Annotated in this window: 16 protein-coding genes; 15 read left to right on the forward strand and 1 reads right to left on the reverse strand. The window is 67.8% G+C overall.

Annotation, left to right across the window (positions count from 1 at the left end; all coding sequences use genetic code 11):
* Nucleotides 1-12 precede the first annotated feature (12 nt).
* Nucleotides 13-1,326 (reverse strand): UDP-N-acetylmuramoyl-tripeptide--D-alanyl-D-alanine ligase, encoded by a 1,314-nt coding sequence (locus tag ABIC25_RS11455; protein ID WP_180819388.1) that lies wholly within the window; start codon nucleotides 1,324-1,326, stop codon nucleotides 13-15.
* Between the two features lie 73 nt (nucleotides 1,327-1,399).
* Here ABIC25_RS11455 and ABIC25_RS11460 point away from each other — a divergent pair, with 73 nt between their 5' ends.
* The 15 genes from ABIC25_RS11460 (at nucleotide 1,400) to nuoN (ending at nucleotide 18,941) form a co-directional block, all read left to right on the forward strand.
* Nucleotides 1,400-2,476, forward strand: a complete 1,077-nt coding sequence (locus tag ABIC25_RS11460; RefSeq protein ID WP_004021561.1) for a D-alanine--D-alanine ligase family protein — start codon at nucleotides 1,400-1,402, stop codon at nucleotides 2,474-2,476.
* 79 nt (nucleotides 2,477-2,555) lie between these two features.
* Entirely contained in the window at nucleotides 2,556-2,963 is a 408-nt protein-coding gene (locus tag ABIC25_RS11465) for a hypothetical protein (protein ID WP_004021560.1), read from the forward strand.
* A gap of 160 nt (nucleotides 2,964-3,123) precedes the next feature.
* Nucleotides 3,124-3,528, forward strand: coding sequence for an NADH-quinone oxidoreductase subunit A (locus ABIC25_RS11470; RefSeq protein ID WP_004021559.1), 405 nt, complete (start codon nucleotides 3,124-3,126; stop codon nucleotides 3,526-3,528).
* A gap of 39 nt (nucleotides 3,529-3,567) precedes the next feature.
* Nucleotides 3,568-4,122 (forward strand): NuoB/complex I 20 kDa subunit family protein, encoded by a 555-nt coding sequence (locus ABIC25_RS11475; protein WP_004021558.1) that lies wholly within the window; start codon nucleotides 3,568-3,570, stop codon nucleotides 4,120-4,122.
* Entirely contained in the window at nucleotides 4,119-4,826 is a 708-nt protein-coding gene (locus ABIC25_RS11480) for an NADH-quinone oxidoreductase subunit C (RefSeq protein WP_354561479.1), read from the forward strand. Before ABIC25_RS11475 ends, ABIC25_RS11480 begins: the two co-directional genes overlap by 4 nt.
* On the forward strand, nucleotides 4,826-6,139 hold the full coding sequence (gene nuoD, locus ABIC25_RS11485) for an NADH dehydrogenase (quinone) subunit D (RefSeq protein WP_354561480.1): 1,314 nt from the start codon (nucleotides 4,826-4,828) through the stop codon (nucleotides 6,137-6,139). Before ABIC25_RS11480 ends, nuoD begins: the two co-directional genes overlap by 1 nt.
* Nucleotides 6,136-8,292, forward strand: coding sequence for an NADH-quinone oxidoreductase subunit NuoF (gene nuoF, locus ABIC25_RS11490; protein WP_354561482.1), 2,157 nt, complete (start codon nucleotides 6,136-6,138; stop codon nucleotides 8,290-8,292). Before nuoD ends, nuoF begins: the two co-directional genes overlap by 4 nt.
* Nucleotides 8,289-10,715 (forward strand): NADH-quinone oxidoreductase subunit G, encoded by a 2,427-nt coding sequence (locus ABIC25_RS11495; RefSeq protein WP_354561483.1) that lies wholly within the window; start codon nucleotides 8,289-8,291, stop codon nucleotides 10,713-10,715. Before nuoF ends, ABIC25_RS11495 begins: the two co-directional genes overlap by 4 nt.
* Nucleotides 10,712-11,989 carry an NADH-quinone oxidoreductase subunit NuoH gene (gene nuoH / locus ABIC25_RS11500; RefSeq protein ID WP_354561485.1) on the forward strand — a complete coding sequence of 426 codons (1,278 nt, stop codon included), beginning with the start codon at nucleotides 10,712-10,714 and terminating at the stop codon, nucleotides 11,987-11,989. Before ABIC25_RS11495 ends, nuoH begins: the two co-directional genes overlap by 4 nt.
* Nucleotides 11,982-12,551, forward strand: coding sequence for an NADH-quinone oxidoreductase subunit NuoI (gene nuoI / locus ABIC25_RS11505; RefSeq protein WP_354561487.1), 570 nt, complete (start codon nucleotides 11,982-11,984; stop codon nucleotides 12,549-12,551). Before nuoH ends, nuoI begins: the two co-directional genes overlap by 8 nt.
* Nucleotides 12,548-13,333: an NADH-quinone oxidoreductase subunit J gene (locus tag ABIC25_RS11510; protein WP_354561488.1), complete on the forward strand. Its 786-nt coding sequence runs from the start codon at nucleotides 12,548-12,550 to the stop codon at nucleotides 13,331-13,333. The genes nuoI and ABIC25_RS11510 overlap by 4 nt, the downstream gene beginning before the upstream one ends.
* The gene (nuoK, locus tag ABIC25_RS11515; RefSeq protein WP_004021549.1) at nucleotides 13,330-13,629 is read left to right on the forward strand and encodes an NADH-quinone oxidoreductase subunit NuoK; all 300 of its coding nucleotides are present in this window, start codon (nucleotides 13,330-13,332) and stop codon (nucleotides 13,627-13,629) included. Before ABIC25_RS11510 ends, nuoK begins: the two co-directional genes overlap by 4 nt.
* Nucleotides 13,630-13,639: 10 nt before the next feature.
* The gene (nuoL, locus tag ABIC25_RS11520) at nucleotides 13,640-15,553 is read left to right on the forward strand and encodes an NADH-quinone oxidoreductase subunit L (protein ID WP_354561489.1); all 1,914 of its coding nucleotides are present in this window, start codon (nucleotides 13,640-13,642) and stop codon (nucleotides 15,551-15,553) included.
* On the forward strand, nucleotides 15,550-17,154 hold the full coding sequence (locus ABIC25_RS11525) for an NADH-quinone oxidoreductase subunit M (RefSeq protein ID WP_354561491.1): 1,605 nt from the start codon (nucleotides 15,550-15,552) through the stop codon (nucleotides 17,152-17,154). The genes nuoL and ABIC25_RS11525 overlap by 4 nt, the downstream gene beginning before the upstream one ends.
* Nucleotides 17,154-18,941 (forward strand): NADH-quinone oxidoreductase subunit NuoN, encoded by a 1,788-nt coding sequence (nuoN, locus tag ABIC25_RS11530; protein ID WP_354561492.1) that lies wholly within the window; start codon nucleotides 17,154-17,156, stop codon nucleotides 18,939-18,941. Before ABIC25_RS11525 ends, nuoN begins: the two co-directional genes overlap by 1 nt.
* The last annotated feature ends 89 nt before the right edge of the window (nucleotides 18,942-19,030 follow it).

Consider the following 19,030-nt stretch of genomic DNA (forward strand, 5'->3'; position numbering starts at 1 on the left):
CTTGTCGAAACCTCAGTCCAGCAGCGCCTGCGCCACCCGTTCGAGTGCGGCGACCCGGCTGCCCTTGACCAGGACCGCGGTCCCCTCGTCGAGGGCGCCGAGTTCGGCCGTCACGCCGTCGACGTCGGACACGTGCCGGGCGGTGTCGCCGTAGCCGGTCTCGGCGACGGCGATGACCTCGATCCCGAGGTCTCGGGCCTCGAGCGCGATCGCCTGATGTTGGGCCGCCGAATCGGCGCCGAGTTCGGCCATGGTGCCGAGTACCGCCACGCGTCGGGTCGCGGCCAGAGCGGCCAGCGACCGCAGCGCGGCCGACATCGACGTCGGATTCGCGTTGTAGGCGTCGTTCAGCACGACGACGCCCTTCGATGATGTCGCGAGTTCCATTCGCAGGCCGGACAATTGCGCTCCGAGCAGGCCGGTCGCAATGTCGTCGACGGGGACGCCGAGACCCCCACCCGCAGCAGCGGCGGCCAACGCGTTGGGGACCTGATGCTCGCCGCGGGCACCCAACCGCACATCGGTCGAACCCCACGGGGTGTGCAGTCGGAACGACGCGCGCAACTCGTCGTCCATCACGATGTCGGATGCGTACACATCGGCATCCGGCGAGAGTCCATATCGCAGGACGCGCGCCGAGGTGCGATCCGCCATCGCGGCGACATACCGGTGGTCGGCGTTGAGCACCGCGATCCCGTCGGCCGGGAGCGATTCCACCAGTTCACCTTTCGCGCGCGCGACGGACTCGATGTCGCCGAACAGCTCCAGGTGCACACCTTCGACGCGCGTGATGACGCCGACCGTCGGACTGCCGATGGAGCACAGCAGGTCGATGTGTCCGATCCCGCGCGCACCCATCTCGAGGACCACCGCCTCCACGTCGTCGGCGGCCGCCGCGAGGGTGATCGGGAGTCCGAGCTCGTTGTTGAACGACCTCTCGCTGGCCGCGGTCCGGTAGGTGGTGCTCAGCACCCCGGCGAGCAGGTCCTTGGTCGAGGTCTTGCCGACAGACCCGGTGATGCCCACCACGCGGTCGGGGATCCGGGCACGGACGGCGCGCCCGAGGTCGGCCAGCGCGAGCGCGGTGTCGGGGACACGGATCGCGGTCCCACCGACCGGATCGGTTCGCGACGTGAGGTAGGCGGTGGCACCTCCGTCGAGGGCCGCCGGGATGAAGTCGTGGCCGTCGCGCTCGGCGACGATCGGTACGAACAGCTGCCCCGGCCGGACGCTCCGCGAGTCGATGCTCGCCCCGTCGATCTGCACGTCGGGGCCGAGAAGCTCCCCGCCCACGGCCTCCGCGACCTCACTCGCTCTGAAATGCACGGTCTCACGCTAGCCGACGGGCCTGCCCTGCCGGCTGAGCCGCCGACGTGCACAGGGCCGTATCGTGACAGGCATGTCTTCTCGGCTGTTGCGTCTGGTGGTCCTCTTTGGTGGAGTCTCCGCCGAGCACGATGTGTCGCGGGTCACAGCCGCGCATGTCCTGGCCGCGGCCGATCGGAACAAGTACGACCTGGTCCCCATCGGCATCGCCAAGGACGGGACCTGGCTACGCAACGACAAGGCGATCGCGGCCATCGCCGACGGGACGCCACTCCCCGACACGCTCGAGGTCGCCGGGACCGTCGTCGACCCGCTCACCGAACTGCGCGGTCACGCGGACGAGGCCATCACGGTCGTCCTTCCGCTTCTGCACGGACCGCACGGCGAGGACGGCACCATCCAGGGCATGCTCGAGCTGTTCAAGCTGCCGTACGTGGGCGCGGGAGTGCTGTCGTCGGCGGTCTGCATGGACAAGGCGATGGCGAAGATCGTCGCCGAGCAGGCGGGCATCCCGCAGTGCCGCTGGGTCGAGTTCCGCGACGGCGTCGACGACCCGGAGACGATCACCGGCCGGGCGATCGACGCCCTGGGGCTTCCGGTCTTCGTCAAACCCGCGAACCTCGGCTCGTCTGTCGGCATCACCAAGGCCCACGACGAGGCCGAACTCGACGCGGCGGTGAATCTCGCGCTCCGCTACGACAACGTGGTCATCATCGAAGAGGCCGTGACCGGGCGCGAGATCGAGGTCGCCGTTCTCGGCGACACCGCGCCCGAGACCTCGGTGCCGGGGGAGATCAAGCCGGGGAGCGAGTTCTACGACTACGAGGACAAGTACGTCACCGGTGCCGCCCAGCTGGTCATCCCCGCCCCGGTGTCCGACGCTGCGGCCGCCGAGGTTCGCGAACTCGCGGCGAAGACGTTCACCGCGATGCGATGCTCCGGCATGGCCCGCGTCGACTTCTTCTACGAGGAGTCCGGCCGCGGCTGGCTGCTCAACGAGGTCAACACCATCCCGGGATTCACCCCGGGGTCGATGTATCCCAAACTGTGGGAAGCGACCGGAGTTCCCTACCCCGATCTGATCGATTCGCTGGTCACCTTCGCACTCGAGGTGCACCGACGCCGCGTGGGGTTCTCCACCGAGCACTGACCCCGCGCTCCGTGGCGGCCGCGCGGCGCCCGCATGTTTTCCACAGATCCGGAGGGTGGCGGGTTGTAGCATCACACCCGTGACCCACTCCCAGTCTGCGCGGGCCCTGCGGGTGCTGGTCTATTCCGACGACGCGCAGACCCGCGCCCAGGTCATCGGTGCGATCGGCAGCCACCCGGATCCCGGCATCCCACCCGTCAGCTATATCGAGGTCGCCACGGCCCCAATGGTGTTCGCACAGCTCGACGCCGGTGTCGTCGACGCCGTGATCGCCGACGGCGAGGCCACCCCGGCCGGCGGCATGGGCCTGGCCAAGCAGATGAAGGACGAACTCGACCCCGCTCCGCCGGTGCTCGTCCTCCTCGGGCGCGCCGATGACCGATGGCTCGCGGACTGGTCCCGCGCCGATGCCGTGGCCGTCCTGCCCGTCGACCCGATCGCCCTTCCACGCGCGTTCGTCGACATGATCGGAAACGCCGAACTCTAGAAAACAGTGACTCGCGCCACACACTCACCTAGGCTTGTGTTGCAGCTCACATTCGTACTGGCGGACCAGATCGGCCGGCGGCGCGGATAGGACGAACACCCGGGCCGGCCGCACCGAACAAGTGCACTCCGGTCGCCACAAGCGAGGAGGGGTCCGCGCTTTGAACGCCTACGTCCCGATCATGGTCCTCGGGGCAATCGGCGTGGCGTTTGCCGTTTTCAGCGTCTTCATCGGCATCGCGATCGGCCCGAAACGGTACAACCGCGCCAAACTCGAGCCCTACGAGTGCGGCATCGAGCCGGTCGAACAGAGCCTGCTCTACCCGACGCGCCGCACCGCGGGCGGCACGGTGGCAACCGGCTCGATCCAGCGCGTGCCGGTCAAGTACTACCTCACCGCGATGCTCTTCATCATCTTCGACATCGAGATCGTGTTCCTCTACCCATGGGCTGTCGCATTCGACTCACTCGGGTGGTTCGGCCTCATGGCCATGCTCCTGTTCATCGTCAACGTGTCCGTCGCCTACGCCTACGAATGGCGTCGCGGCGGACTGAGTTGGGACTGAGAGCTTTTCACCGATCCGACCCCGACAAGGAGGCCACCCATGGGACTCGAGGAACGGCTCCCCAGCGGATTCCTGCTGAGTACCGTCGAGGATCTGGCGGGGTTCATGCGCAAGGGCTCGTTGTGGCCGGCGACCTTCGGCCTCGCCTGCTGCGCCATCGAGATGATGGCCACCACGTCGGGACGCTACGATCTCGCCCGCTTCGGCATGGAGGCGTTCCGGGCATCACCCCGGCAGGCCGACCTCATGATCGTCGCCGGTCGCGTCAGCCAGAAGATGGCCCCCGTCCTGCGTCAGATCTACGACCAGATGCCGGAACCCAAATGGGTTCTCGCCATGGGGGTCTGCGCGTCATCGGGCGGGATGTTCAACAATTACGCGATCGTCCAGGGCGTCGACCACGTGGTCCCCGTCGACATCTATCTGCCCGGCTGCCCGCCACGTCCGGAGATGCTCCTGCACGCGATCCTCAAACTGCACGAGAAGATCCAGGAGATGCCGCTCGGAGTCAACCGCGAGGAGGCCATCTGGGCGGCCGAACGCGCAGCGCTCCAGGCCACCCCGACGATCGAGCTGAAGGGGTTGCTCCGATGACGACGCCCGCAGGCCATCAGGATCCCGAGAACCCGGCGCCCCCACCGCGCGACGCAGAACAGATCGGCGTACGGCACGGGCTGTTCGGCCCGCCCGGGACCGGCGACACGTCCGGATACGGCGGGTTGATCCGCCCGGTCACACTGCCGCCCAGCTCGTCCCGCCCGTACGGCGGCTACTTCGACGAGATCGCCGACCACCTGCTCGGCGAATTGGGCAAGCGCCACGACGAGGCCATCGAAAAGGTCGTGATCTTCCGCGACGAGATGACCATCCACGTTGCACGCGAGCACCTCCCGACCGTCGCTCTTGCACTCCGTAATGCGCCGGCGCTACGTTTCGAGCTCTGCCTCGGGGTCAACGGTGTCCACTACCCCGGCGACGCGGACCGTGAACTCCACGCCGTCTATCCCATGGCGTCGCTGACGCACGGTCGACGGGTCCGGCTCGAGGTCGCCGCCCCGGACACCGATCCGCACATCCCGAGCATCTGCGACATTTACCCGACCAACGACTGGCACGAACGCGAGACCTACGACTTCTTCGGCATCGTCTTCGACGGACACCGATCGCTGACCCGGATCGAGATGCCCGACGACTGGGAGGGTCACCCCCAGCGCAAGGACTATCCGCTCGGCGGAGTTCCGGTGGAATACAAGGGAACCCGCGTCGACCCGCCCGACCGGAGGAGGTCGTACAACTGATGACCGACACCAACACTCGCACGTACACCGTGTCCGGGCAGGACTGGGATTTCATCGTGTCCGACGTCCGCACCCGTGCCGAGCAACAACCCGGGGACGAACGCATCGTCGTCAACATGGGTCCGCAACATCCGTCGACGCACGGTGTCCTGCGCCTGATCCTGGAGATCGAAGGCGAGACCGTCACCGAGGCCCGGTGCGGAATCGGCTACCTGCACACCGGCATCGAGAAGAATCTGGAGTACCGCAACTGGACCCAGGGCGTCACGTTCGTCACCCGGATGGACTACCTGTCCCCGTTCTTCAACGAGACCGCCTACTGCCTCGGCGTCGAGAAACTCCTCGGGATCACCGACGACATCCCGGAACGTGCCACCGTCATCCGGGTGATGCTGATGGAGCTCAATCGGATCTCCAGCCATCTCGTCGCACTCGCAACCGGCGGAATGGAACTCGGCGCGGTGACGGCGATGTTCCTCGGATTCCGCGAGCGGGAGATGATCCTCGACCTGTTCGAACTCATCACAGGCCTGCGGATGAACCACGCCTACATCCGGCCAGGCGGCGTCGCACAGGACCTCCCGGCCGACGGTGTCGACCGCGTCGCCGAGGTGATCCGGCAGCTTCCCGGTCGCCTTGACGAACTCGGCGACCTGCTGAACGACAACTACATCTGGAAGGCCCGGACCCAGGGCGTCGGCTATCTGGACCTCACCGGCTGCATGGCACTCGGGATCACCGGCCCGGTGCTGCGGTCGACCGGGTACCCGCACGACCTGCGCCGGACCGAACCGTACTGCGGGTACGAGACCTACGAGTTCGACGTCATCACCGAGGACACGTGCGATTCGTACGGCCGCTACCTGATCCGCGTGCGGGAGATGCGAGAGTCGATCCGCATCGTCGAACAGTGTCTGGAACGACTCCGCCCCGGACCGGTGATGGTCGCCGACCGCAAACTCGCCTGGCCGGCCGACCTCGCGCTCGGACCGGACGGACTGGGCAACTCGCCCGAACACATCGCCCGGATCATGGGCACCTCGATGGAGGCCCTCATCCACCACTTCAAACTGGTCACCGAGGGGATGCGCGTACCGGCCGGTCAGTGCTACGTAGCCGTCGAATCACCGCGCGGGGAACTCGGCGTCCACATGGTCAGCGACGGCGGCACCCGTCCCTACCGCGTCCACTTCCGCGACCCGTCGTTCACGAATCTGCAAGCGGTCGCGGCGATGTGCGAAGGCGGGATGGTGGCCGACGTCATCACCGCGGTGGCCAGCATCGACCCCGTGATGGGAGGCGTGGACCGATGACCGATCCCGTGTTCGTGGACCTGAGCACCGCACCCCCACCGGAGGGAACGGGACCCACGCACGACATGCCGGTCCCGCCGATCACCTTCGACGGCCCGGCCAATTACCCCGATGAGGTCGTCGAACATCTGACCGCCGAGGCGCTTCCGATCATCGGCCGCTATCCCCACGCACGATCGGCGCTGCTACCACTGCTGCACCTGGTGCAATCCCGAGATGGCCGCCTGACCCGCGCCGGCATCGAATTCTGTGCCGCACAACTGGATCTGACGCCTGCCCAGGTGGCCTCGGTCGCCACCTTCTATTCGATGTACCGGCGCACACCCACCGGCGAGTACCTGGTCGGGGTCTGCACGAACACCCTGTGCGCGACCCTCGGCGGCGACGAGATCCTGCGGTCGGTCTGCGACCACCTCGGCATCGAACCCGGAGACACGACGGCCGATCGCCGAATCACCGTCGAACACGTGGAGTGCAATGCGGCCTGCGACTTCGCGCCGGTGGTGATGGTCAACTGGGAGTTCTTCGACGACCAGACCCCGGAGTCGACGATCGAACTCATCGAGGACCTCCGCGCCGGTGTCGCGGTCTCCCCGGTTCGAGGCACCGGTCCCGTGCGGTCGTTCCGCGAGACCGAACGCGACCTCGCCGGCCCGGCTTCCCCGCTGGTCGATCCGGCACCCACCCCGCTGGCCGACCCGTCCCGGAGCGCTTCTCCGCTGGTTGAGCCGTCCCGGAGCGCTTCTCCGCTGGTTGAGCCGGCACCGAGCGCTTCTCCGCTGGTTGAGCCGGCACCGAGCGGAGCGAGGCGCCGAGTCGAAGCCACCTCGCAACCACCATCACCCGAGCCCGAACCCCCCGAGACCCCGGTCCTGTCCCGCCACTGGGACGAGCCGGAATCCTGGACCCTGGACAACCACCGGCGCCACAACGGGTATCGGGCGTTGTCGACCGCATTGACATCCCCTCCCGACGAGATCATCGAGACCATCAAGGCCTCCGGTCTCCGCGGGCGCGGCGGTGCGGGGTTCCCGGTGGGGATGAAATGGTCGTTCATTCCCCAGACCGACCCGTCCGTCCCGCACTACCTCGTGGTCAACGCGGATGAGTCCGAGCCCGGCACCTGCAAGGACATGCCGTTGATGCTCGCGTCGCCGCACACGCTCGTCGAGGGCGTGATCATCGCGGCGTACGCCATTCGCGCGCACCACGCGTTCATCTACGTTCGCGGCGAAGTCGCCTCGGTTCTCCGTCGACTGCGCACCGCCGTCGACGAGGCCTACGCCGCGGGCTATCTCGGCACCGACATCCTGGGTTCCGGCTTCGATCTCGAACTGGTCGTCCACGCCGGTGCGGGCGCCTACATCTGCGGCGAGGAAACCGCTCTGCTCGATTCGCTGGAGGGCCGACGCGGGCAGCCCCGTCTACGCCCACCGTTCCCGGCGGTCGCCGGGCTGTATGCGAGTCCGACGGTCGTGAACAACGTGGAGTCGATCGCCAGTGTCCCAGCGATCATCCGCAATGGTGTCGACTGGTTCCGGTCCATGGGCACCGAGAAGTCGCCCGGGTTCACCCTGTACTCGCTGTCGGGTCATGTCACGCGCCCCGGGCAGTACGAAGCGGCGCTCGGGGTTTCGTTGCGCGAGTTGCTCGATCGTGCGGGCGGGGTACGCACCGGACACGAGCTCAAGTTCTGGACTCCGGGCGGGTCGTCGACGCCGCTCCTGACGCCGGAGCACCTCGACGTACCGCTCGACTACGAGGGCGTCGGGGCGGCCGGTTCGATGCTCGGTACCAAGGCCCTGCAGATCTTCGACGAGACGACGTGCGTGGTCGGTGCGGTCCTGCGATGGACGGAGTTCTACGAACACGAGTCCTGCGGCAAATGCACCCCGTGTCGCGAAGGCACGTACTGGCTGGTGCAACTGCTCCACCGGTTGGAACACGAGGGCGGAACCGCCGCCGACCTCGACACCCTCGCCGACGTCACCAACAGCATCGTGGGCAAGTCGTTCTGCGCGCTCGGGGACGGCGCGGGCAGTCCGATCGTGTCGTCGTTGAAGTACTTCCGCGACGAGTACCTGGCCCACCTCGACCACGGATGCCCATTCGACCACTCACGATCGACCGTCTGGTCGGGAGGCGTCCGATGACACTCACCCACGGCAGCGATCCCACTGCGACGACCGACAACCTGGTGGGCATCACCATCGACGACCGTGCCGTCCGGGTGCCGAAGGGCACCCTGGTCATCCGTGCTGCCGAACAGATCGGGATCACGATCCCGCGGTTCTGCGACCATCCGCTTCTCGACCCCGTCGGCGCCTGCCGCCAGTGCCTCGTCGAGGTCGAGGGGCAGCGCAAGCCACTCGCGTCGTGCACGACGGTGGCGACCGAGGGGATGGTGGTCCGCACCCAGCTCACCTCGCAGATCGCGGCGGGAGCGCAACGCGGGGTGATGGAGCTGCTCCTGATCAACCACCCCCTGGATTGCCCGGTGTGCGACAAGGGCGGCGAGTGCCCCCTGCAGAACCAGGCCATGTCGGCCGGACGTTCCGAATCGCGATTCGACGGCGTCAAGCGAACTTTCACCAAACCGGTCCCGCTGTCGTCGGAGGTCCTGCTCGACCGGGAACGCTGTGTGCTGTGTGCCCGATGCACGCGGTTCGCCACGGAGGTCGCCGGCGATCCGCTCATCGAACTCGCGGATCGCGGTGCGCTGCAACAGGTCAGCATCTACGCGGACGAACCGTTCGACTCCTACTTCTCCGGCAACACCGTCCAGATCTGTCCGGTGGGTGCACTGACCGGGGCGCAGTACCGGTTCCGCGCCCGCCCCTTCGACCTGGTGTCGACGCCGAGCGTGTGCGAGCACTGCGCGAGCGGGTGCGCCCAGCGCACCGATCACCGTCGTGGCAAGGTGTTGCGCCGCCTCGCCGGTGACGATCCCGATGTCAACTCCGAGTGGAACTGTGACAAGGGCCGGTGGGCGTTCGCCTACGCGTCCTCGGCCGAGCGGATCACCGCCCCCCTGGTTCGCGACCGGAACGGTGAGCTGACCGAGGTGTCGTGGGTGCATGCCGTACGCGCCGCCGCGGAGGGGCTGTCCGGTGCGCTCGGCAACGTCGGCGTCCTCACCGGCGGACGGTTGACCGTGGAGGACGCCTACGCGTACTCCCGGTTTGCGCGAACTGTCCTGCACACGAACGACATCGACTTCCGCGTACGCAGCCACAGCACCGAGGAGGCCGCCTTCCTCGCCGCCCGGGTGGCCGGCCACGGACTCGCGGCCACGTACGACGACCTGTCCGCTGCCCCCGCGGTGCTGCTCGCCGGCTTCGAACCCGAGGAGGAGTCCCCGATCGTCTTCCTCCGCCTCCGCCGTGCGGTACGCACCGCAGGCCAACGCATTGCGACCGTGGCACCGTTCGCGAGTCGCGGAGCGGCCAAACTCGACGCCGCCCTGTTCCCCGTCGTACCGGGCGACGAGGCCCGGGTGCTGCGGTCCGACGCCGTGCTCGCCCATCTCGGGGCACCCGGTTCGATCATCCTCGTCGGCGAGCGGCTCGCCTCCCGGCCCGGTGCACTGCTCGCGGCCACCGAGCTGGCCGACCGCTCCGGCGCCCGACTCGCCTGGATTCCGCGGCGCGCCGGCGAACGAGGCGCGCTCGAAGCGGGTGCGTTGCCAGGCCTCTTGCCCGGCGGCCGGCCGCTCGCCGACGATGCCGCTCGTGCAGCGGTATCCGCGGTCTGGGGCACCGATCTCGACCCGCGGGTGGGACGCGACACCGCCAGGATCATCGATGCCGCGCGGTATCACGGACTCGCGCTGGTGGTCGCCGGCGTCGACGTCGACGACCTGCCCGACCCGGCCGCGGCGACCGAGGCCCTCGCGGCCGCGCCGTTCGTCGTCAGCCTCGAGCAACGCCTCAGCGCGGCCGCCCGATCCGCGGACGTCGTCTTCCCGGTGGCCGCCGTCGCGGAGAAGGAAGGCACCTTCGTCGACTGGGAGGGCCGCCCACGCAGCTTCACCACTGCGCTGAAGGATTCGGGCCATCTGCCCGACCACCGCATCATCGACGCGATCGCCCGGCAGATGGGTGCCGACCTCCGATGCGCCGACGTACCGACCATCCACATCGACCTGCGGCGGATCGGCGCGTGGTCGGGCCGCCGAACCACCATCGACGCCGTCGACCGGACGCAACCCAGTCCGGCTGCCGGCCAAGCGGTTCTGGCCGGATGGCACACACTGCTCGACGACGGCCGGTTGCAGGACGGGGAACCGCACCTCGCCGGCACCGCCCGCCCGCCGGTGGCCCGGCTCGCGCCGTCGACCGCCGCCGAAGCCGGTGTCGGTGCGGGCGACCGTCTCCGCGTCAGCACCGCCGACGGCGCCATCGTCCTGCCGGTCGAGATCACCGACATGCCGGATCGGGTCGTGTGGCTCCCGCTGTTCTCACGCGGCTCACACGTCCACGCCGCGCTCCGCGCGCAGGAGGGCGACCTCGTGGCCCTCGCTCCGGCCCCAGCAGCGGTCGACATCACCGACGACGCCGAAGGGGGTGCCGCGTGAGCATCGCCGCCGATTTCCCCACACTCGACGACTTCGGGCACGACCCGATCTGGCTCGTCGTCGCCAAGGCGCTGGCCGTGTTCGTGTTCCTCGTGGTCAATCCGCTCATCGCCATCCTGCTCGAGCGAAAGATCATGGCGCGCATGCAGACCCGGATCGGACCGAACCGGGTCGGCCCCCGGGGGATTCTGCAGAGCCTCGCCGATGGCGTCAAGCTCGCGCTCAAGGAGGGGATCATCCCCACCGGCGTCGACAAGGTGATCTATCTTCTCGCACCGATCATCGCGGTCGTCCCCGCGGTGATGGCCTTCGCGGTCATCCCGTTCGGACCGATGGTGTCGGTGTTCGGTCACCAGACGCCGTTACAGCTCACCGATCTCCCGGTCGGGGTGCTGTACGTCCTGGCCGTGACGTCGGTGGGCGTCTACGGGATCGTGCTGGCGGGCTGGTCGTCGGGCTCCACCTACCCGCTGCTCGGCGGACTCCGCTCGACCGCCCAGGTGATCTCGTACGAGATCGCGATGGGACTCACCTTCGCCGCCGTGTTCCTCGACGCCGCGACGATGTCGACATCGGGAATCGTTGCCGCGCAGGAACACCACTGGTATGTGCTGCTGCTCCTGCCCTCGTTCGTCATCTACGCCATCTCGATGGTCGGCGAGACCAACCGGGCGCCCTTCGATCTGCCCGAAGCCGAGGGCGAACTGGTCGGCGGGTTCCACACCGAGTACTCGTCGTTGAAGTTCGCGATGTTCATGCTCGCCGAGTACATCAACATGGTCACCGTCTCCGCGCTGGCCACCACGCTGTTCCTCGGTGGGTGGCAGGCGCCGTGGCCGGTGAGCATCTTCGACTGGGCGAACTCCGGATGGTGGCCGGTCCTCTGGTTCACGCTGAAGGTGTGGGCGTTCCTGTTCGTGTTCATCTGGCTGCGAACCAGCTTGCCGCGCTTGCGATACGACCAGTTCATGAATCTGGGCTGGAAGGTCCTGATCCCCATCTCGCTCACCTGGGTGATGGTCGTCGCGATCATCCGCGCGGCTTTCGCCGGTGACGGGGCCGACCTCACCCGCGCGCTCGTGTCCGCCGGCGCCGGGCTCGTCGTCACCGGACTGATCGCCTACGCGGTCTGGCGGCTGATGCGGGTACCCGACATCCCGGACCCGTCCGAGGAGTCCGGGGACCCGGCGGCATCCGACGAATTCGATCCCATGGCCGGCGGATTCCCCGTGCCGCCCATGCCCCGCAGCGTGAGGGAGACCACCGATGCCTGACTTCCTGAGACCGGTCAGCGGACTACGCGTGACATTCGGCGGCATGTTCCAGCCCACGATCACCGAGCAGTATCCCGAGGAGAAGCGGCCCACCGCTCCCCGCTATCACGGTCGCCACCAACTCAATCGGCATCCCGACGGCCTCGAGAAGTGCATCGGCTGCGAGCTGTGCGCCTGGGCCTGCCCCGCCGACGCCATCTACGTAGAGGGTGCCGACAACACCGCCGACGAACGCTACTCGCCCGGCGAACGGTACGGGCGCGTCTACCAGATCAACTACCTGCGCTGCATCGGTTGCGGGCTGTGCATCGAGGCGTGCCCCACGCGCGCACTCACCATGACCAACGACTACGAACTCGCCGACGACAACCGCGCCGACCTCATCTACGAGAAGGACCGTCTGCTGGCCCCGCTGAAGCCCGGCGTCGACGCGCCGCCGCACGCGATGGCGCCGGGCTCCACCGAGGAGAACTACTACCGAGGCGAGGTGACTGCCGACGGTCGCGTGACCCTGCCGAATCCGACTGTGCGTGACAGCAGCGCACGGGAGACACGGCCATGACCCCCGCGGGCACGCTGTGGCTCGCCGACGAGGTGGTGCGCACCTCCACCGGTGAGGCAATCCAGTTCTGGGTTCTCGGTGCCGTCGCGGTTGCGGGCGCGCTGGGCGTCGTCTTCGCCACCAAGGCCGTGTACTCGGCGATCTTCCTGGCCACCACGATGATCGTGCTCGCCGTCTTCTACGTCGCACAGGGCGCGCTGTTCCTCGGTGTGGTGCAGGTGGTGGTGTACACCGGCGCGGTGATGATGCTGTTCCTGTTCGTCATCATGCTGATCGGCGTCGACTCCTCGGATTCACTGCGAGAGACGTTGCGCGGTCAGCGATTGTCGGCCGCACTGATCGGTCTGGGCTTCGGCATCCTGCTGATCGCCGGGATCGGCAGCGCGACGGTCGGTGTCGTCACCGGCGCCACGGGTCCCGGCGTCATGGCCGCCGGAAGCGACTCCTCCGTCGAGGCCATCGCCGAACTGATCTTCGTCCGCTACCTGTGGGCGTTCGAGCTGACCGGTGCACTCCTCATCGCCGCCACACTCGGGGCCATGGTGCTCGCGCACCGGGAGCGTTTCGGACCGCGCCTGACGCAGAAGGAGATGTCGCAGGCCCGGTTCCGCGCCGGGGTGAATCTCACTCCGCTGCCGACGCCGGGTGTGTATGCGCGTCACAACGCGGTCAACGTGCCGGCACGCCTGCCCGACGGATCGCCGTCGGACCTGTCGGTGAACGCCATCCTGGCCGCACGCACTCTGCGCAACCGCCGGCCCGACGATCCGGGTGACCGATGAATCCGGAGAACTATCTCTACCTCTCGGCGCTGCTGTTCACCATCGGCGCAGCCGGAGTGCTGCTGCGACGCAACGCGATCGTCGTCTTCATGTGTGTCGAGCTGATGCTCAACGCGGCCAATCTCGCGTTCGTCACCTTCGCCCGGATGAACCAGTCGTTCGACGGCCAGGTGATCGCGTTCTTCACGATGGTCGTCGCCGCCGCCGAGGTCGTGGTCGGACTGGCGATCATCATGACCATCTTCCGATCACGCCGCTCGGCGTCGGTCGACGACGCGGATCTGCTGAAGCGGTAGAGGAGGATTGGTGAACACCGAACTCACTGCGTCACTGCTCTGGTCGATCCCGGCACTGCCGCTGCTCGGCGCCGCGATCCTTCTCCTCGGCGGCAGGGTCACCGACCGGTGGGGGCACCTGCTCGGCACGGTCCTCGCGATCGCGTCGTTCGCGGTCGCGCTGATCATGTTCGTCGGCATGGTCTCTCGTGGCGCCGACGACCGCGCCGTGTCGGACATCCTGTTCAGTTGGGTACCGGTGGGCGAGCTGCAGGTCGACTTCGGACTTCTCCTCGATCAGCTGTCGATGTGCTTCGTCCTCCTGATCACCGGCGTCGGTTCACTCATCCACGTCTACTCGATCGGATACATGCAGGACGATCCCGATCGTCGTCGATTCTTCGCCTACCTCAACCTGTTTCTCGCGGCCATGCTCGTCCTCGTCCTGGCCGACAACTATCTGGGCCTCTACCTCGGCTGGGAAGGAGTCGGCCTCGCGTCCTACCTGCTGATCGGCTTCTGGCAGCACAAGCCGTCGGCGGCCACCGCGGCCAAGAAGGCCTTCGTCGTCAACCGGGTCGGCGACATCGGGCTGGCCGTCGCCCTCATGATCATGTTCGCCACGTTCGGCTCGGTGGCCTTCACCGCGGTGTTCGGCAGCGCCTCCCAGGCGGGCGAGAGCACCCTCACCGCACTGGGTTTCGTGTTGCTCCTCGCCGCGTGCGGCAAGTCGGCACAGGTGCCGCTGCAGTCCTGGCTGGGCGACGCAATGGAGGGACCGACCCCGGTGTCGGCGCTGATCCACGCCGCGACCATGGTGACCGCGGGCGTCTACCTCATCGTCCGCTCGGGTCCGATCTTCGACCTCGCCCCCGCCGCCCAGGTCGGGGTCGTGGTCGTCGGCGCGGTCACCCTGTTGTTCGGCGCGATCATCGGTTGCGCGAAGGACGACATCAAGAAGGCGCTCGCCGCGTCGACGATGAGTCAGATCGGGTACATGGTCCTGGCCGCCGGGCTCGGGCCGGCGGGCTACGCATTCGCCATCCTGCACCTGCTGACCCACGGATTCTTCAAGGCAGGCCTGTTCCTCGGCGCGGGTTCGGTGATGCACGGGATGAACGACGAGACCGACATGCGCCGCTACGGTGGCCTGCGCACCCTCATGCCGATCACGTTCGTCACCTTCGGCGTCGGGTACCTCGCCATCATCGGGGTGCCGCCGTTCGCCGGCTTCTACTCGAAGGATCACATCATCGAGGCGGCGTTCGGTGCCGGTGGGGCAAAGGGACTGATCCTCGGTGGCGCTGCACTCCTCGGTGCCGGGATCACCGCCTTCTACATGACCCGGGTCATGCTGCTCACCTTCTTCGGCGAGAAGCGCTGGCACGACGGCACGGACTCGCCGGCACCGCACCCGCACGAGTCGCCGCGGGTCATGACCGGCCCGATGATCCTGATCGCACTCGGGTCCATCGCCTCGGGCGGCCTCCTGGCCATCGGCGGATCGCTGGAGACGTGGCTCGAACCCGTTGTCGGCGAACACACCCCGCACCACCTCATCCCGGTGTGGGCCATGACGGCGATCATCCTGCTCGTGGTCGCCGTCGGCGTGGCTGTCGCCTACCGTCGATACGCGACTCGGCCGGTGCCGGTGACCGCACCCGAGGACGTGTCCGTGCTCACCGTCGCCGCCCGACTCGATCTGTACGGCGACGCCGTCAACGAAGAGCTGCTGATGCGGCCGGGTCAGCGGGTCACCGCCGGCCTCGTCGCAGTCGAGTCCGACGGCGTCGACGCGCTCACCAGCGGCGTCGGTGATGCGGTGATCGGCGCGTCGAGACGAATACGCGGGTGGCAGAACGGATATGTCCGGTCCTATGCCCTGTCGATGTTCGCCGGCACCACTGTGATCGTCGCCCTGGTGATGGCGGTGAACGTCCTGTGAGCATCCCCTGGCTGACCGTCCTCTGGGTCGCGCCCGCGGTCGGCGCCGCGCTCGTCCTCGCAGTCCCGGCACATCGGGTGACCGCGGCGAAGTGGTTCGCGCTCGTGGTGTCCGTGGCCGTTCTCGCCCTGTCGATCGGTCTCGCGATCGGTTTCGATCCGGACGGCGAGCGGTACCAGTTCGTGGAGGACGTCAGCTGGATACCGGCGTTGGGTACGCGGTACGGATTGGGGCTCGACGGCATCGGGCTGGTCTTGATACTGCTGACCGCGGCGCTCCTGCCACTTCTGCTCGTCGCCGGCTGGCGCGACGTCGAATCGTCGGGCTCGCTGGACAATTCGGGCGGCCGCGCACAGAAGGGCCCGCACATCTACCTGGCGCTGTTCCTCGCGACCGAGGCGATGGTGCTGATGAGCTTCGTCGCGCTCGACGTGCTGCTGTTCTACATCTTCTTCGAGGCGATGCTCATCCCGATGTACTTCCTGATCGGCGGGTTCGGCACCGGACCCAACCGGTCGGCGGCCGCGGTGAAGTTCCTGCTGTACAACCTCTTCGGTGGCCTCGTTCTGCTGGCCGCGGTGATCGGACTCTACGTGGTGACCGCCCAGAACGGAGTCGGTGCGGACGGTGGCGGAACCTTCGCACTGCCGGACATCGCAGCCGCTGTCGCGAGCGGACAGATCGACGACTCGACCGGACTGGCCAAGCTGCTGTTCCTCGGCTTCCTGTTCGCGTTCGCGGTCAAGGCGCCGCTGTGGCCGCTGCATTCGTGGCTGCCCGACGCCGCGATCGCGGCGACTCCGGCCTCGGCGGTACTGATGATGGCCGTGATGGACAAGGTCGGGACCTTCGCGATGCTGCGATTCTGCATGCAGCTGTTCCCGGACGCGTCACAGTATTTCGCTCCGCTCGTCTGTGGGCTGGCGGTGGTCAGCATCGTCTACGGCGCGGTGCTGGCGATCGGCCAGACCGACGTGATGCGGCTGATCGCCTATACGTCGATCTCCCACTTCGGCTTCATCATCCTCGGCATCTTCGTGATGACCGACCAGGGCCAGACCGGCTCCGCCCTCTACATGGTCAACCACGGGATCTCGACCGCCGCACTGTTCCTCATCGCCGGGTTCCTGGTGTCCCGGCGCGGGAGCACCTTGATCGCCGACTACGGCGGGGTACAGAAGGTCGCGCCGGTCCTCGCGGGCACCTTCCTCGTCGCCGGACTCGCCACTCTCTCCCTCCCCGGTCTCGCACCGTTCATCAGCGAGTTCCTGGTCCTCATCGGCACATTCACCCGCTATCCGGTCGCCGCAGTGGTCGCCTGTTCGGCGCTCGTCCTCTCGGCGATCTACATCCTGTGGACCTATCAACGCATGATGGGCGGACCGCCGAAGGCACCTGATGTCCGAGGGTCGTCGATGCGCGACCTGGCGGGACGTGAACTGGTGGTCGTCGCCCCGCTGCTCGCGCTGCTCATCGCGCTGGGGGTGTACCCGAAGCCGATGATCGACCTGATCGATCCCGCGGTGCAGGCAACTCTCACCACAGTCGGCGTCGAGGCGCCCGAACCAGCGGTGGCCGAACCGGATGCGGAGGGCAACTGATGAACCCGACAACCCTCACCGACGGTCCGATGACGCTCGCCGCCATCGCCACCCCCAGCGTCGAATACGCGTCACTGTCGCCGATGCTCATCGTGTTCGGCGCCGGCGTCATCGGGGTGCTCGTCGAAGCCTTCGCGCCCAGCCGACTGCGATACCCACTGCAACTGTCGCTCTCACTGGGCGCACTGATCGTCGGCCTCGCCGTGCTGGTCACGGTGACGATCGCGCAGACGCACGACGGCGCGAACGGCGAGTTCGCTATGTCCGGCGCGGTCGTGATCGACCGCCCGACCCTGTATCTGCAAGGGCTGCTGATGATCATCGCGATCGTCGCGGTCGGGTTCATGGCCGAGCGTCGCCTCGAGCGGGTCGTGGCGCCCGTGACGATGCGCAAGCTCGCCGGGGTCGGCGGACCGGATGGACCGTCGACCGGCAACGGCATCACCACCGGCGGCCCGGCCGGCGGTGGCGTCGACGCCGACATGTTCACCCCGTCCGGGGCGTCGGTGCCCAACACCGACGCCGAGTTCGAGGCCACCCGCGCCGGCGCGGTCACCACCGAGGTCTTTCCCCTGGCACTGCTCGCGGTGGGTGGGATGATGCTGTTCCCGGCATGCGGCGACCTGCTCACGATGTTCGTGGCGCTGGAGGTGTTCTCGCTCCCGTTGTACCTACTGTGTGGACTTGCGCGGCGACGGCGCCTCATCTCGCAGGAGGCCTCGCTGAAGTACTTCCTGCTGGGCGCGTTCTCGTCGGCGTTCTTCCTGTTCGGTTCGGCATTCGTCTACGGCGCCACCGGTTCGCTCAACCTCTCGACGATCGGTGCGTCGATCTCCGCGACTGCCGACAGCGGTGGCGACACCACGCTGGCCCTCATCGGGCTGGCACTGCTCGCCGTGGGCCTGCTCTTCAAAGTGGGTGCGGTGCCGTTCCATTCGTGGATTCCCGATGTCTACCAGGGCGCGCCGACGCCGGTCACCGCGTTCATGGCCGCAGCGACCAAGGTCGCCGCCTTCGGGGCGCTGCTGCGCGTGTTCTACGTCGGCTTCGAGGGGCTCCGCGAGCAGTGGGAGCCCGCGTTGTGGGCGGTGGCGATCGCCTCGATGGTCATCGCCTCGGTGATGGCGGTGACCCAGAACGACGTGAAGCGGATGCTCGCGTACTCGTCCATCGCACACGCCGGGTTCATCCTGCTCGGCCTGATCGCCTTCGACGAGGCCGGTCTCGGCGCCACGCTCTTCTACCTCGCCGCCTACGCGTTCACCACTCTCGGCGCCTTCGCGACCGTCGCGGTGATCCGCGAACCCGACTCCGCCGCCGGGACCTCCGCTCGCAGCGCCGCCGTCCACGGCACGACACCCGCCCCACGGAACCCGCACCTGTCCGGCCGGGAGGCCACCGACCTCACCCAATGGTCGGGGTTGGGACGCCGATACCCGTTGGTGGGCGCCATGTTCGCGGTCTACCTGCTCTCGTTCGCGGGCATCCCCCTGACCAGCGGTTTCATCGCCAAGTTCGACGTCTTCGCCGCAGCCGCCGGCTCCGGCGGCGGCGTGCTCGTGGTCGTCGGCGTCATCAGTAGCGCGATCGCCGCCTACGTCTACATCCGCATCATCGTGGCCGTCTTCTTCGACGACGTCCCCACCACCGGCGCCCCGCATGTGGTGAAGCCGAGCGTGCTGACGACCTCCGGGATCGCCCTGTGCACGCTGGTGACGGTGGCGCTCGGTGTCTTCCCCCAACCGCTGCTCGATCTCGCGGAATCCGCCGCGGTGTTCCTGCGCTGACGGCCGCGGTTGGGGCAGTTGTGTCCGCTATACGGCACAAACTGCCCCGTCAAAGGCCGCACCACGGCGTCGGTACAGCGTTCGCGGAA

Origin of the sequence: Gordonia sp. PvP123 (assembly GCF_040547295.1) — a bacterium.
Classification (GTDB): domain Bacteria; phylum Actinomycetota; class Actinomycetes; order Mycobacteriales; family Mycobacteriaceae; genus Gordonia; species Gordonia terrae.